General features: G+C 33.8%; 15 protein-coding genes. 14 read left to right on the top strand and 1 reads right to left on the bottom strand.

All coding sequences use genetic code 11. The annotated features are described in order from the left end of the window. Nucleotides 1–61 precede the first annotated feature (61 nt). The 4 genes from C1Y58_RS08970 (at nt 62) to rsmH (ending at nt 5,015) form a co-directional block, all read left to right on the top strand. Nucleotides 62–1,042, top strand: a complete 981-nt coding sequence (locus C1Y58_RS08970) for a Gfo/Idh/MocA family protein (protein WP_105615675.1) — start codon at nt 62–64, stop codon at nt 1,040–1,042. A 253-nt stretch (nt 1,043–1,295) separates the two neighbouring features. Then, entirely contained in the window at nt 1,296–3,092 is a 1,797-nt protein-coding gene (locus C1Y58_RS08965) for a MutS-related protein (protein ID WP_105615674.1), read from the top strand. A gap of 355 nt (nt 3,093–3,447) precedes the next feature. Then, nucleotides 3,448–3,783, top strand: a complete 336-nt coding sequence (locus C1Y58_RS08960; RefSeq protein WP_105615673.1) for a CGGC domain-containing protein — start codon at nt 3,448–3,450, stop codon at nt 3,781–3,783. A gap of 182 nt (nt 3,784–3,965) precedes the next feature. Continuing rightward, nucleotides 3,966–5,015, top strand: coding sequence for a 16S rRNA (cytosine(1402)-N(4))-methyltransferase RsmH (gene rsmH, locus C1Y58_RS08955; protein ID WP_105615672.1), 1,050 nt, complete (start codon nt 3,966–3,968; stop codon nt 5,013–5,015). Between the two features lie 115 nt (nt 5,016–5,130). Here rsmH and C1Y58_RS08950 read toward each other — a convergent pair whose 3' ends face one another. Next, nucleotides 5,131–5,820 (bottom strand): L,D-transpeptidase family protein, encoded by a 690-nt coding sequence (locus tag C1Y58_RS08950; protein WP_105615671.1) that lies wholly within the window; start codon nt 5,818–5,820, stop codon nt 5,131–5,133. Nucleotides 5,821–6,090: 270 nt separating this feature from the next. On the opposite strand from C1Y58_RS08950, the gene C1Y58_RS08945 reads away from it, so the two are divergent. From C1Y58_RS08945 to C1Y58_RS08900, 10 genes are all read left to right on the top strand, one after another. Beyond that, complete coding sequence (locus C1Y58_RS08945) at nt 6,091–7,128, top strand: LacI family DNA-binding transcriptional regulator (RefSeq protein ID WP_105615670.1); 1,038 nt, start codon at nt 6,091–6,093, stop codon at nt 7,126–7,128. Between the two features lie 279 nt (nt 7,129–7,407). Further along, complete coding sequence (locus C1Y58_RS08940; protein WP_242985363.1) at nt 7,408–8,430, top strand: autoinducer 2 ABC transporter substrate-binding protein; 1,023 nt, start codon at nt 7,408–7,410, stop codon at nt 8,428–8,430. Nucleotides 8,431–8,599: 169 nt separating this feature from the next. Further along, on the top strand, nt 8,600–10,081 hold the full coding sequence (locus tag C1Y58_RS08935) for a sugar ABC transporter ATP-binding protein (protein ID WP_105615669.1): 1,482 nt from the start codon (nt 8,600–8,602) through the stop codon (nt 10,079–10,081). A gap of 13 nt (nt 10,082–10,094) precedes the next feature. Beyond that, nucleotides 10,095–11,135, top strand: coding sequence for an ABC transporter permease (locus C1Y58_RS08930; protein WP_105615668.1), 1,041 nt, complete (start codon nt 10,095–10,097; stop codon nt 11,133–11,135). Then, complete coding sequence (locus tag C1Y58_RS08925) at nt 11,119–12,165, top strand: ABC transporter permease (RefSeq protein ID WP_105615667.1); 1,047 nt, start codon at nt 11,119–11,121, stop codon at nt 12,163–12,165. Before C1Y58_RS08930 ends, C1Y58_RS08925 begins: the two co-directional genes overlap by 17 nt. Next, nucleotides 12,162–12,719 (top strand): RpiB/LacA/LacB family sugar-phosphate isomerase, encoded by a 558-nt coding sequence (locus tag C1Y58_RS08920; protein ID WP_105615666.1) that lies wholly within the window; start codon nt 12,162–12,164, stop codon nt 12,717–12,719. Before C1Y58_RS08925 ends, C1Y58_RS08920 begins: the two co-directional genes overlap by 4 nt. Nucleotides 12,720–12,902: 183 nt before the next feature. Then, nucleotides 12,903–13,364: an RNA polymerase sigma factor gene (locus C1Y58_RS08915; RefSeq protein ID WP_105615665.1), complete on the top strand. Its 462-nt coding sequence runs from the start codon at nt 12,903–12,905 to the stop codon at nt 13,362–13,364. Further along, a complete protein-coding gene (locus tag C1Y58_RS08910; protein WP_105615664.1) occupies nt 13,357–14,094 on the top strand; it encodes a hypothetical protein in 738 nt (245 codons plus the stop codon). The genes C1Y58_RS08915 and C1Y58_RS08910 overlap by 8 nt, the downstream gene beginning before the upstream one ends. Continuing rightward, a complete protein-coding gene (locus C1Y58_RS08905; RefSeq protein WP_105615663.1) occupies nt 14,070–14,939 on the top strand; it encodes an ABC transporter ATP-binding protein in 870 nt (289 codons plus the stop codon). Before C1Y58_RS08910 ends, C1Y58_RS08905 begins: the two co-directional genes overlap by 25 nt. After that, nucleotides 14,932–16,149: an ABC transporter permease gene (locus tag C1Y58_RS08900; RefSeq protein ID WP_105615662.1), complete on the top strand. Its 1,218-nt coding sequence runs from the start codon at nt 14,932–14,934 to the stop codon at nt 16,147–16,149. Before C1Y58_RS08905 ends, C1Y58_RS08900 begins: the two co-directional genes overlap by 8 nt. Nucleotides 16,150–16,347: the final 198 nt, after the last annotated feature.

The following is a 16,347-nucleotide window of genomic DNA, read 5'->3' as shown; positions in this document are numbered from 1 at the left end:
CTAGATAAGTTCTGAGTCAGTTATCAGAAATTTATATTATAATTTGAAGGAGGGTATTAGGATGTTAAATATTGCTATGTTAAGCGGCTGGCATGTTCACGCTAAAGGCTATGCAGACGAAGTTAATAATTCAGGGATAGGAAGAGTAACCACCATATGGGATGAGGTTGAAGAGCGTGGTCAAGATTGGGCTAATGAAATCAACGCAACATTTGTCAATGATCTAGAAGCCATCTGGAGTGATGATTCAATAGATGGCGTTGTTGTTTGTACGCCTACCAACATGCATGCGGACATATTTGTTGCTGCAGCAAATGCAAAGAAACATATTTTTACTGAGAAAGTCATGGCTCTAACAATGGAAGAGTGTGAAGAAATTGAAAAAGTAGTTAATGAACATAATATTTTATTTTCAATTTCTTATCCTCATCGTACAAAGTCACACAATTTGTTCGCCAAAAAAGCTATTGAAGAAGGCTATATCGGACAGCCAACTATGGTTAGAATCAGGAATGCACATAATGGAAGTATAGATAATTGGTTGCCTCAACATTTTTATAATAAAGAGCAATGTGGTGGAGGGGCAATGATTGACTTAGGGGCACATGGTATGTATCTTTCAACATGGTTACTCGGTCAACCTCGTAGTATTGTATCTATGTTTACGAATGTGACGGATGTCCCTGTAGAAGATAATGCTGTTTCAGTTATTGAATTTGATCATGGGGCAATGGCTATCAATGAAACAGGCTTTGTTACACCCTATTCACCATTTTCTATAGAGGTATACGGTACAAAGGGAAGTATAATCATAAAAAATGATAAAGTAACTATTAAATCCCCTCAATTAAATGCTGAATGTCCTGGGTGGATAGATGTATCCCAATTACCAGCCTCTTTAAAACAAGCTATTCCTACGTGGCTTGGTGCCATAAAAGGAGAAGAGGAGATTGTATTCAATATCCAGGATGCTATCGTATTAACTAGATTAATGGTAGGTGCTTATACCTCTCATCAAACAGGAAAAAAATATTATTTTTAGTATGAGACAATTAGGAATATAAAATTTTTATAACACAATAGTGAAAAACGAAATATAAGGCATGATTTCAATTAATGGGAATCATGCCTCATTATATTTATATGATTTTACAGGATCTTGAATGATGTCTCTACCAATAACTAGTCCTAGTAAGGTTAATGATGTATCTAATATTTACCAATATGGGGATTGTTATTTTAAATTATAAAAGATATAATGTTACTAGAATAAAACATAAAGGTTGGATGAAACTATGAACCCAAAAGAACAATATATTAAAGATAGAGACAGATATAAAAAACAATTAGAACAACTGAATAATCAATTAAATTTCTATAGTAATTTAAGATTATTAATCATAGTAATAGGTATTATACTTTCTATTTGGTTCTATAGCCAACATTCCTATTTATACCTATTTAACACATTAATTATTACATTAGTGGTCTTTCTTGGACTAGTTGCTATACATCATCGTATTCATACACTAGAAACTAAAACATCAGCATTATATCAATTAAATGATTGTGGTGTTAAACATATTGATGGACAATGGAGTCAATCAGAGGAGAATGGAGAAGAATATATAGACGATAGCCATAGTTATTCTTGGGATTTAGATATTTTTGGTAAGCACTCATTGTTTCAATGGATCAATCATACCAATACTCTGATGGGAAAAGAAAAATTGAGAGATGCTTTAATTAATCCAGTTAAAAGTATTGACGTCATAAGTAAACGTCAAAAGGCTGTAATAGAGCTTATTTCAATTATGGAGTGGGTACATGAGTTTAGAGCTACAGGAATAATTAATAAAAATCTAAAACAAGATTATAAAAAACTTCTAAGATGGTGTAAAGAAGTCAATTCCCTTTATTCAACAGCGGTACTAAAATTTCTTGTGAGATTGTTGCCAATCATTTCATTGAGTATGCTAACATTCGCTTACTTCACACCCATTTCCTATAGTTATGGGGTTATTTTAATAGCTATTCAAGTTATTATAACTATTATTAATTTTAGAACAAGGCATGAAATAGTAGCTTCGATGAGTCAATATCGTCAGCAAATAAAAGTTTATGAGCAAATGATCAAAAGTATAGAAAAACAACAATTTCAATCCCTGTTACTGAAATCATTACAGAATCAGATGATTTATCAGGAAAAAGAACTTGCTTCAATGCAAATAAAAAAGCTGGATGGCATTATGGATATGCTAAGTCTAAGGCAAATGCAGTTTTATGTCCTATTTAATATCATAACTATATGGGATTATCATTGCGTTATTGCACTAGAAAATTGGAAAAACAAATACGGGAAACATCTTGAAAAATGGCTAGATTCCTTAGGTGAATTTGAGGCATTAATTAGCTTAGGAACCATTGCCTATGAACAATCTAATTGGGTAATGCCAACCATTACAAAAAATCATGAAATTAAGGCAGAGGAAATAGGACATCCTCTGATTAATGAGAAGGATAGAGTATGCAATCATATCACTTTTGGAGAGAGCTCTACCTCTCTATTAATAACAGGCTCTAATATGTCAGGAAAGAGTACATTTCTTCGAACGATAGGTATTAATCTAGTTCTTGCTTATGCAGGAGGACCAGTTTGTGCTACGTCTTTTAGCTGCCCAATATTGAATATTTATACATCTATGAGGGTGAAAGATGACATTGATAATAAAGTATCCTCATTCTACGCAGAGTTATTAAGGATAAAAAATATAATTAAAGCAATTGATAAAGGAGAAAAAGTTTTTTATTTGTTAGATGAGATATTTAAAGGAACGAATTCCAGAGATAGACATATAGGTGCTAAGACATTGATCAAAAAACTATCCAATGAACAAACATTAGGATTAGTTTCAACACATGATTTAGAATTAGCAGATTTAGCATTTGAGCCTCATTCAAGAATTAAAAATTTTCATTTTCAAGAGTATTATAAGGATAATAAAATCTACTTTGACTATAAATTATATAAAGGGGTTTCAGATACATTTAATGCAGTCTATTTGATGAAACAAATAGGTATAGAGATATAATAGTTTAATATTAGGTAGATAGTTGATTAAAAGGAAGGTTATATTGTTATGATGTAATCTTCCTTATTCTATTATTAGAGTATTGTGATGCACAAATCTATTGTCCATTTATGTATGATTGAAGTAGCAGAATAAATAACAGTGTTTATAATTAGTCGTTCTGATAATATATAATTATATTTATACAAGAAGTATAGATATAAGAAATTAAGATACTATATTAAAAAATTCGAGAATTAGCAATCTTTCTTTTATTGTATAATAAGATATTATGAAATCATTTACAAGAGATATATGAAGGTTTGAGATTTTATAAATAAGCAATCAGAATATACTTAGAAAGAGAGCGTTTATTATGAAAGTAGGATTATTAAGATGTAAGAACACTGAAGATATGTGTCCAGGATCGACCTGTTTCACAGTATTCGACTATAAAATGTTTGAATTTGATAAATATGATGAAGAAATCAAAGTTTTGGGTGTAAATAACTGCGGTGGTTGTCCAGGAAAAAAAGCTGTCCCAAGAGCAGTTGAAATGATTAAAAGGGGTGTTGATACTATTGTTTTTGCTTCATGCATCTCAAAAGGAACTCCCATTGGTTTTCCCTGTCCTTATTTTAAGAAAATGAAAGAAGCTATAGTCAATAAAGTTGGTGAAGAAATAAGAATAATTGAATATACACATTTTTAAATATAACTACGCTCCCACACAACGCATTTTCAAATCTTTTCCTCCAGATTCATATAAGTAGTTTAAATACATGAAAGATTAGTATATAATATAAATTGCTGCTAAATATTATAAAGTAGTATGAGAATACAGTTACTATGTTCATTATTTCTATATAAATATTAATTTTGCGAGGTTATGCTATGAATAATCAAGAGCCAAAACATCAACGACGTGTTCGATATAAAGGCACTCATCCTAGAACTTTTAAAGAAAAATATAAGGAGCTTCAACCTGAGAAATATGCTGATACTGTAGCAAAAGTAATTCAAAAAGGAAGTACACCTGCCGGTATGCATATTTCTATTTGTGTTAAGGAAATATTAGAATTCTTACAGATTAGGCCTGGACAAATCGGATTAGATGCAACACTAGGTTATGGTGGACATACTTTGGAGATGCTTAAATGTTTAGATTCAAAGGGGCACCTGTACTCACTGGATGTAGATCCTATAGAATTACAGCGTACCAAGGAGCGGTTAGGAAAACTAGGTTATGGTCCTGAGATTTTGACGATCAAGCAATTAAACTTTTCCAATATAGATCAAGTGATTTCCCAATCAGGACCATTGAATTTTGTATTGGCAGATCTAGGGGTATCATCCATGCAAATAGACAATCCAGAAAGAGGTTTTTCATTTAAGACTGAAGGACCACTTGACTTACGGTTGAATCCCCATAAAGGTATATCTGCTGCAGAACGTTTAAAAACTATTTCACAAGACGAATTGCAGGGTATGTTGATAGAAAACGCAGACGAGCCTCATGCAGAGGTGATTGCTCGTGCTATCATATCCAAAATCAAGAAGGGAACAACCATATCAACAACAATTCAACTTCGTCAAATAGTCAAAGAGGCTCTGAAATTTATACCTGAAAAAAAGCGGGATGATGAGGTCAAAAAAGCCTGCCAACGATGCTTTCAAGCATTACGAATTGATGTCAACAATGAATTTGAAGTGTTATATGAGTTTTTAGAAAAGCTTCCTGACACCCTTGCAGAGGGTGGGCGTGTTGCCATACTTTCATTTCATTCAGGAGAAGATCGTCTGGTCAAAAAATCATTTAAACGATTATATCGTGAAGGGGTTTACAAAGAAATAGCTCCCAATTTTATTCGACCATCCTTAGAAGAATGTAAAATAAATAGTCGCGCTCGCTGTGCTAAATTGCGTTGGGCTATAAAAGCTTAATTGGATACCCCTTCTCATCTAAAAAGCCCACTTCGAAATTTCGTAGTGGGCTTTATTATTTGTATTGAGTAGTATAACAGCCTACTCAAGGAGCTTTGGTGATAGATTTGTATGCCTACTCAAAAGGGAAAAATCCCATAGCTTCATAAACAGCGCTGGTAATCCAAGGATTTGATCCAAGGTTATTACTCTTCTTGAATTTAGTCACAGCAGCCTTTAATCCGTCACCATAAATGCCATCAGGATGGCCATGATAATATCCCAATTCTTTTAGTTGTAATTGAACTGCGAAAACATCAGAGCCTCTAGCGCCAGGTTTTAGGGTCTTATAGCCATATCCAAAGTATCCTTCCCCCATGGCGATAGAGACTTTTGTTCCGTGAGGTATATAACTGCGGAGTTCTTTCGCATCGTCATTGTACATCCTGATACATCCCTTTGAAGCATTCGAACCAACGGTCCAAGGTTCATCAGTACCATGTATGCCATATTTTCCCCAAGGTACGTTAAACCCCATCCATGAGCCACCGAAACCTTCCCCCCAATTAGCCTTAGAAATGATAGTCCAAGTACCGAGTGGTGAAGGTGTGGAATACTTACCACCACATACAGGATAGGTCTTATGTACTTCCCCATCTTTAAAAACATACATAGTGGTTAAATCTAAGTCAACATGTATATAATAAGGATTTTCTGTTTTCTTAGAATCAACTGCAACTAAGCCATTCATATCAATGACAAGTAATCGAATTAATAATACACATAAGAGGATAGTAAACAATCCATTAATTAATCTAAAATTCATAACGTCCCCCTCATAAGTAACCTATAATAAGTCTATGAGGGGGATGTTTTATTCATGACAAGTGCTTGTGTTGATATGATTAAGAAATTTTTAAACGTAATTATTGCTGATGTTTGAATCTTTAACTTTTGATTGGCGAGCTATTTATAAAGATAAAGCACATTAGGATAGGTACTCTTCTTTTTTTAGCTATAAAGAAAATATATCCCTATTGACAAATACTGGAAAATTATATATTATTTAATTAAAACGATTTAATTATGGTGACTTATGAATAAAGAAAAAAAGTTAAAGAAAGCAACTATGTCCGATGTGGCTAAAAGAGCTGGTGTGACAATAGGTACTGTTTCACATGTGATTAACGGTACAGCCTCCATCTCTATTAAAACAAAAAAAAGAGTACAGAAAGCTATAAAAGAGTTGCACTACATTCCTAACTCTATGGCAAGAGGTCTAAGGCGAAGTGAATCTAAAATGATAGGTCTAATTGTACCAGATATAACAAATGAGTATTACTCTCGAATAGCAAGAAGCTTTACAGATTTGGCATATAAAGAAGGCTATACAGTAATGCTTTGTAGCTTCCAGTATGATTTATCAAGAGAACAACTTGAACTTGACGTTTTGGTTGATAAGAGTGTAGATGCTATTGTAGTAATTGGTGGTAGTGATAAGGATGAAAAGCTATTAGCAGAAGTAAAAGAAATAGGTATACCCATTATTCTTGGTGATAGGAAATCTATAAATAATCAATATCCTGTAGTCGAGTTTGATAACAGGTCTATGCTCAAGGTAGTAATTAAAGTATTGAAAGAAAAAGGCTATACCCAGATAGGTTTTGTTACAGAAAAAATGGATTTAACAAACCTTAAAGATCGATATGATGGGTACATAGAAGGCATGAAACACAATGGTCTAGAAATTAGAGAAGAATATATGTTTATTGAAGAAAAACTGCAATTAAACAAGATGAAAAATGGTTATGATCTTATGAAGGACATTCTAACAAGTAGGAAAAACAATCGCTTACCCGAAGTATTTATTACAACCTCTGATTTGGTTGCTATAGGCATGATTGGTGCTTTGAAATCAGAGGGGTATAACGTTCCAAGGGATTTTGGCATTGTAGGATTTGATGATATTTCAATGTCAGCATATTCTGAACCTACTCTTACTACAATATTACAAGACCCAGATAAAATAGGTCATGCAACATGGGATATAGTGTATCAGGCACTAAAGAAAGAAATTAATTATCTACCACATCTTATACTCAAACAAGAGCTAATTATTAGAAACTCCATCTAAATAATAATTAAAAGGTTTTAATAACTCTGGTTATTTAACCCAACTCAATGGTTATGACTACCCCTAATCATATTTCTTTTCCACAAGTTCATACTATTAAATTTACTTATATCTTTCACTTAATAAACTTTCAAATGTACTCCTTCAGTTATCTGGTGAAACTTAATTATTAGCTATGTTATTGACCGAAATCTAAAGCTGGGTGTGTTTTCATAGGAAAGTTTGTTCTAGGACTTAATATAGGTGTAAGCCTAAATAAAATAATAGGGAGGAAGTAAAATGATGAAGAGATTATTGACATTATTTTTAGTTGTAATCTTAGTTCTCTCAGCTGTGGCTTGTTCTTCTTCAAAGAAGACTGCAGGCAAAGCTGATGAATCAGAATGGGAGATTGTTGTTGTACCAAAAGATGCAACAAATCCATGGTTTGTTCGAATGGATGAAGGTGTTAAGGAATATCAAAAAGCGACAGGTCTAAATGTGTATCAAAAGGGAACTCCTGAAATTGATGCTACGCTTCAGTCCCAGCTAATTGCAGACTTAATTGCTTCAGGTGTGGATGCAATTTGTGTTGTTCCAGTAGATCCATCAAGTCTTGAACCTGTATTGAAGCAGGCTCGTGAAGCAGGTATTGTTGTTGTTGCTCACGAAGGTGCTTCTTTACAAAATGTTGATTATGATATTGAAGCTTTTTCAAATGACAAATATGGCGCATTTATCATGGATAACTTAGCTGCAGCAATGGGGGAAGAAGGTCTATATACTACTATGGTTGGTCATGTTACAAATGCATCACATAATGAATGGGCTGATGGTGGTGTTAAACATCAGCTAGAGGCTTATCCTAATATGAAATTATTAGAAGAAGAACCAAGAGTTGAATCTGAAGATAACGGTGATGTTGCTTATCAAACAGCTAAAGAGTTACTTAAGAAGTATCCTGATTTAAAAGGAATTATGGGAACCTCTTCCTTTGACTCACCAGGTGTTGCAAGAGCCATTGATGAGTTAGGTCTTACAGGTAAAGTATTTACTGCTGGAACAGGATTACCTGCTGCAAATGCTGAAATACTAAAAAGTGGAGCTGTAAATGCATTGACATTATGGGACCCTGCTTTAGCAGGAAAAGCCATGTGTTCTCTAGCTGTTAAGATTCTTCGTGGTGAAGAGATAACAGATAATCTTGATTTAGGTGTGGAAGGATATAATAAAATGACATTTAAGCAAGATAGTAAAACTGTTATGGAAGGTCAAGGATGGATTGTAATTAATAAAGATAATGTGGACAGCTTTGGTTTCTAAGAAAGACATGTCATGCCTGGTCTTAAGAACAGGCATGACCCTTTATTATGATCTAGGATAGTTCATATTTTCTCACATAGAATTGTACTTTCCTAGCTCCAATAGAACTGGTCAAAGACCATTTTGTACTACAATTTAAGGTAACTTTATATAAGAAAGGAACTATACTATGGATCGTGTGCTAAAAGCTGTAGATATTAATAAGTCATTTACAGGCGTTCAAGCCCTAAAGGATGTTACCTTAGAGATTAAACCTGGTGAAATCCATTGTTTAGCAGGAGAGAATGGGAGCGGTAAATCTACTTTAATTAAAGTAATAGCAGGGGTCTATACACCTGATGATGGTCATATTGAATTTAGTGGACAATCTTATAGAAAAATCACACCTATTGATGCCATTCGTCATGGAGTTCAGGTCATTTATCAAGATTTTTCAATATTTCCCAATCTTTCAGTTATAGAGAATCTAGCCTTTAATACTGAATTAGCAAATAAACGGAAATTGGTGAATAAGAAGAAAATGCGGCAAATTGCCGAAGAAGCTATTGCGAAAATTGATTTCCAAGTAGATTTGGAAGCAAAGGTAGGAGATTTACCAGTGGCAAGTAAACAACTTATAGCCATTTCTCGTGCTTTAATGTTTAATGCCAAGTTGATTATTATGGACGAGCCTACCACAGCTTTAACTAGAAAAGAAGTTAATGCACTTTTTAATATTATTTTGAACCTAAAAAAGCAAGGTATAGCCATATTATTTGTTAGTCATAAATTAGATGAAGTATTTGAAATCGCAGAACGATTTACTATATTACGAAATGGGCAGCTAATTTTTACTGGAGAGAGAGAAGAGTTAAACCAAGATAAGTTCTCTTATTATATGACCGGGAGGAACTTTGAATCAACCTCATTTAGTTGTCAATACATAGATGATCAACCAATCCTAGAAGTAAAGAACCTTTCTCAGAGGGGGTATTTTAAAAATATCTCATTTTCTTTGAGGAAAGGTCAAATATTAGGAATAACTGGATTGCTGGGATCGGGGAGAACAGAGCTTGCCTTATCCCTATTTGGTATCAATCATATTGACTCAGGTACTATAAAAGTAGGTGGTGAAGAAGTTGAAATTGATAGTCCAATGATAGCTATGAGAAATAAAATCGGTTATGTACCGGAAGATCGATTAACAGAAGGACTATTTTTGAAAAGAAGCATTGGAGACAATATTATTATCTCTGAGATTGACTATCTCAAAAATAAATATTATCTGCTTGACAAGAAAAAGGTACTAAAAGAAATAGATAAATGGGTTGAAGAGTTATCCATTGCAACACCAGACCCTACCAATCCATGTAACACATTGTCAGGGGGAAATCAACAACGTATAGTTTTAGCGAAATGGCTTACCCTTGACTTGGATATTCTTATTCTCAATGGACCATCAGTAGGAGTAGATATTGGGTCGAAGTATGATATACATAATATTTTAAGAGAATTGGCCAACAAAGGTTTAGCTATCTTAATAATTTCTGATGATATTCCTGAAGTTCTTTCTCTATGTTCTGACGTATTAATAATGAAAAACGGTGAAATCGCTGCTTCTTTAAAAACATCAGAAACTAATGTGCAAGAACTTACGACCAGAATGATGTGAAAGGAGAAAGGGAATGCAGAGAAAAATAAAAAAGCTATTATGGCATAATGAGTTTTATATATTCCTGGTTATTCTTTTAATCAGTTTAGTCGTTCAATTACGATCAGGACAGTTTTATACCAGTAACAATATTGTTGACCTTATATCGGCGATGATTGTACCTGGCTTATTTGCAATAGGCGCATTTATGGTTCTAGTCTCAGGAGGAATAGATGTATCTTTCCCAGCACTAGCGTCATTGAGCGTGTATGCCACTACAAGAATTTTAGTGGACATCAACTTTCAAGGTGGTATTTGGTTACCAATCCTATTATGTATGATCTTTGGAGGTTTTTTAGGTGCAATTAATGGCTTATTAATTTCCAAGTTTAAGTTGCAACCACTGATTGTAACTCTAGGTGTAGCTAGTATATTTAAAGGTTTCATGCAAGGTGTACTAAAAAGTGTACAGATTTCGGTAATACCCAAAGGGATGTCTTCATTTGGAACAGCTTCACTTTTTGTTGTAAAGAATCAGGAATCAGGCTTAGCAGCTCGTATGCCTGTGGCAGTATTGGTACTAATTATAGTTCTTATCCTGACATACTTTATCCTTAATCATACCATGTATGGAAGAGGAATATATGCCATAGGGGGAAATGAAACAAGCGCTGAGCGCGCTGGTTTTAATGTAAAGAGAATTAAATTTACATTGTATATTCTAGTAGGTATAATATCAAGTTTAGCAGGTCTTATACGTGTTAGCATGATGACACAGATGCACCCAACTAATATGCTTGGAATGGAAATGATGATTATTGCAGGGGTTGTTTTAGGTGGTGTGGCTATAACTGGTGGTGCAGGAACTCTTATAGGTTGTATGCTAGGTACAATTTTAATCGTATTGGTTCAGAATTCGTTAATTCTTCTTGGTGTTCCAACTTTTTGGCAAGGGTTCTTTTTAGGTATGCTTATTATTTTGGGAACAGGGGTTAGTGCTTACAGAGTAAGACAAGCCAATAAACCTCAAAAATTCAAAGTACCAAGGGGGGCAGCAAATGAAGTTGAATTATAACAATACAAAGTCATTTCTGAGAAAAGATATATATATCACTAGATTAATCTTTCTTATGATTGTTTGGATGATATTCATGGCTATATTTAAGTTTGATAAGTTCTATACATTAATTAATTTTCAAACTATGGCGGCTCAGTTTCCTGAATTTGGGTTAATGGCTCTTGGCGTTATGTTATGCATGATTACAGGCGGCATAGATTTATCCGTTGTAGGCGTGGCGAATTTAGTAGCCATTGTTTCAGGGATAATACTGAAACAGTTTATTACAGTGAATGGTGAGTTACTTACTATAGCCATACCCTTGGTATTTTTAATAAGTATTGTACTGGGTGCTTTAGCAGGAGCACTTAACGGCTTCCTAGTTTCTGTTATACGTATTCCACCGATCTTAGCTACCCTAGGTTCTCTAGAGCTGTTTAGAGGTATTGGTATAATTCTAACAAAAGGTAAAGCCATTAGTGGTATACCCTTTGAATTCTCTGAAGCTATTACCCATAAGCTATTTGGCATTTTACCTAATCAATTATTAATTTTTCTTGTAGTAGTTTTACTAATAGCTTTTCTTATAAATAATACGGCCTATGGGAAAAAACTATATCTTACAGGAACAAATATTACAGCGGCTAAGTTCTCTGGTATTAGGACTAAGAGCGTACTTATAAAAACCTATATGATCTCCAGTATTTCTGCTGCACTTGCAGGCTTAATAATGCTTGCTAATTATAATTCCGCTAGAGCAGATTACGGGACAGTATATACGTTACAATGTGTTTTAATTGTTGTACTGGGTGGGGTTAATCCAGCTGGTGGAAAAGGGAAAGTAACAGGTGTTGTACTTGCTATTTGTGTCTTACAAATGTTGTCATCAGGTTTAAATCGTTTTCCGCAGATTAGTAGTTTTTACATCCCTTTAATTTGGGGTGGCGTCTTGATTACTGTAATGGTTATTAACTACTTTACTGAGAATTCTATTAAAGTATTCCGTGGTAAGATAAAAAAATTAATTGTAAATGGGGAGAAATTATGAAAACTGTTAAAGATAAATATGTATTAGTAGGTGCTGATTTTGCTGGATTTCCTTTAAAAGAAGCAGTTGTAGCGGACTTAAAAAAAAGAGGTTGGAAAGTTAAAGACATAGGAGTTTTAACTGAAGATGAAGAAGATCCAGAGATGTTTCACCGTATAGGTCTAAAAGTAGGTGCTAAAATCTCTGAAAGGGAGTTTGAAAGAGCTTTGCTCTTTTGTGGTACAGGTACAGGAATACATATCGCAGCTAGTAAATGTCCACATGTTCATGCAACAGTTGTTGAAAGTGTGGCAGCTGCCAAGAGAGCTATTACTGGAAATAATGTGAATGTACTTGCCATGGGTGCTTTCTATGTAGCTCCTCAAATGGGCATTGAGTGTGCACGTGCATTTCTTGAGAATAACCTAGGCAGCGGATGGGAGTATTGGGAGAACTTCTATGAGTTCCATAAGCTAGCATATGATGAGTTAGAGGCTTTCAACTACGAAGAGTTTAAAGCTAATAATTTTGAGGTTATTCGGCTAGGGGATGTAACATTAGAGCTAGATCTATAGTGTTTGTAGTGATGGAATGGATAAAACCAGTCATTCCATCACTATTTTTTATTTCCAAAAAAAATAAAATATTATTCTAAAAAGCAAGAATACCCTAAGTTGAATAAAAGTGGTACAATTTTTATATTCACCCGCACATTTCACATATCTTAATCGTTATACATACTGAAAGGAGGATTTCTTGTGTCTTTAGAGCTCGAAGATCAATATGAAAAAATATACAGGTACTGTTATTTCAAAGTTAAAAATGCACAGCTTGCGGAAGATTTAACACAGGAAACTTTCCTCAAGTTTTTCAGTCAAAACACCTACATAAACAGAGGCAAAACCCTTGCATATCTCTATACTATTTCAAGAAACTTGTGTATAGATGTCTATAAAAAGCAAGAATCACTACCTTTAGAAGATGATATCATTGCAAAAAGTGATATGGCAATTTACGAAGAAAAGCTAATCATTAGAGAAGCCATTAGTAGACTTCCACAAGACTTACAAGAGATCATTTTACTACGATTTGTAAATGAGTTATCTGTTATTGAAATAAGTAAAATAACAGAATTATCACGTTTTGCAGTATATCGAAAAATAAAAAATGCCTTAAGTAAGCTGAGGCTGTTTTTGAGTGAGGAGGATTTTTGTGAATAGAAAATTGAAATCATATATAAAAGATGCCTTTGAGGCACCTGGAACAACAAGAAAAAAAGAATTCTTAATGTCTATCAATTATCCTAAAGCAACTCACATGGATTTTATATTGCGCCAGGTAGGCTTTATTCGAAAAAGAGTATGGATAGTAGCATGTATTTTTCTTATAGCAGGACTGGTAGGTTTATATGACTACAAGGGAGACGGTACACTGAATATCATATGGATAGTATCCTCACTACTTCCTTTTGTAGCCCTTGTTGCAGTTACAGAGATAGTACGCAGTATGTCTTATCAGATGGAAGAACTAGAAATGAGTTGTAAACACACTTATGCAGATGTTGTACTCGTGCGTTTATGCATAGTTGGGGGTTATAACCTTGTTGTATTGGGGCTATTGTTATTATTGTTTTTATACAAGACCGATATCAGTATGATTCCTCTCGGTATGTATTTAGTTACACCTTTTTTGTTAACATGCTCCCTGTCACTTCTGATTCTCAATCATATACATTCGAGGGATACCATCTATGTTTGTGCTGGAATGGCTTCCTTTGTTAGTGTAATCAATAGCTTATTTACTATGCGGTATTTTGAAGTTATTGTAGGTAGATATTTAAAGCTTTGGAGTATGTTAATTTTAATATTGATTATTATTATAGCAAAACAAACAGTCAAATTTATAGAGAAAGCAGGGGAACTACAATGGAACTTTACATTGACCGATTAACGAAGCAATATAAGAATAAAATTGCTGTAGATAGAATTTCATTATCTTTAACTAAAGGTGTTTATGGACTTTTAGGGGCTAATGGAGCAGGAAAAACAACACTCATGCGTATGCTTTGTGGTGTTCTAAAACCTACAAGTGGTGAAGTGAAATTTAACAATATTGATGTAAGTCATGAAGATTACAGAGATGCTCTTGGTTATCTACCACAAGATTTTGGGTGTTATCCTGGATTTACAGCCATGGAATTTTTATGCTATATGGCAAGTCTAAAAGGCTTAACAAAGCAAAGAGCAAAGAAATCAGCAGTAGAACTTCTAGAACTAGTATCATTATCAGATGCATCAAAGAAAAAGATCAAAACTTACTCAGGAGGAATGAAACAACGTCTTGGCATTGCACAAGCTTTACTTAATAATCCTAAAATCTTAATTTTAGATGAGCCAACATCTGGACTTGATCCAAAAGAGCGGATACGATTTCGTAATCTAATCTCTCAACTTGGTAAGGATAGAATTGTACTCTTATCCACTCATATTGTGTCGGATGTTGAAAGTATTGCTAATAAGATTTTAATTATGAAAGATGGACAGATTATCGATAAAGGATCACTAGCAGAAATTATTAGAGACATTGAACATAAAATTTGGGAATGTAAGGTCGATAGTCAAAGTGCAGATAGAATGACCTCGGTCTATCCAGTTATTAACATTAGGCAGGAGAATAGTCATGTACATATACGCCTTGTTAGTGAAGAAAGACCTTGTGAAACAGCAACAAGTACGAGTGCGACGTTAGAGGATTTATACCTTTATCGTTTTAGTGAGGTGAATACATATGAATAGTTTTTTGGATTTAGTAGGATATGAGTATAAAAAAATATTTAAAAGAAAAAGTGTTACTGTTACATTAACTTTATCTCTGATTGTTACAATTTTTAGTTGTGCAGCTATTTTATTTGGTGATTACTATGTTGATGGAGAACCTTTTGAAAGTCATTATGAAGGGATGGTGAAGGAAAGGGCTTATGCACGTAACCTAGCAGGAAGAGAAATTGATACAGATTTGCTGCTGGAAACTGCCGAAGCATATAAAAAAGTACCACTTCAAGATCGGTATAGTGTTACTGAAGCATATCAAACTTACGCTCGTCCATACAGTGCTATACGAATGATAATAATGTCAGTTTATAATACGCGACTACATAAATTCGATATGAGTGCCCTCCAAAATTTAACAATAGAACAAGCTGATGATTTTTATAAATTAAGGTATAGTAAGTTAGTAGAGTCTATAAATAGCATGACTTTAAATGAAAGATCCAAAGCAAAGATTCTGACTTTAGATGAAGAAGTGAAAAAACCTTTTACATTTGATTATATAGATGGTTATCATAGGTTTCTTGTTATCATGTATACCACTGGTATGCTTGTATGCTTTGTTTCAGCCATTCTTCTAGCCCCTATTTTTGCTGGAGAATATACCAGTGGAACAGATCAATTATTATTGGCTTCAAAGCATGGTAAGAAAAAATTAATTTATGCAAAGCTCTTTTCAGGGATTACTGTCACATGTGGAATCTGCTTAATTTTAACAATGATTACTTATTTTGAGTGCATGATAATATATGGATTTGACGGGGGAGATGCTCCATTTCAGTTATCGGTACCCATGTGTGCATACCCATTGACAATGAGGCAGGTGGCATTATTACTTTCCATTAGTATTCTGTTTGCTAACATTTTCTCATCAGCCATTACATTATTCTTATCAGCAAAATTTAAATCACCCTTTGGGGTTATGATCATTATTAGTATCATAACGATCATGCCAATTTTTATAACAAAGCCTGATAACAATATATTTTTACATAATCTATTAAGTCTAATACCATCCAACATGATGGGCAGTTGGGCACTTATTACACCAATATTATATGAGTTACCTGGAATATCAGTCCTTCCCTACATTTTTATACCGATATTCGCTATTATAATCTCACTGATTTTATTACCCTTTGCTTATTACGGGTTCAGAAACCATCAGGTAGGCTAAAAAATAGTAGGTAAGATAATATTTATATGAGAGAGACTTTGTATTTGAAGAGTCTCTTTTTATTATCAAAATTATTTGTCTGACCCATACCTTTCTCCCTTCTCTAAACAGAACTTTTATTGACGTTTAATTCATAACATATTTCTTATATGTATATAATTAATGTGTTTTTGCTGATCCCCATATATAAATAACGCT

The sequence above is a fragment of the Vallitalea okinawensis genome, assembly GCF_002964605.1.
Lineage (GTDB): Bacteria > Bacillota > Clostridia > Lachnospirales > PQDH01 > Vallitalea_A > Vallitalea_A okinawensis.
The sequence above is the reverse complement of the archived record's forward strand: the minus strand, read 5'-3'. Positions and strand labels throughout refer to the sequence as shown.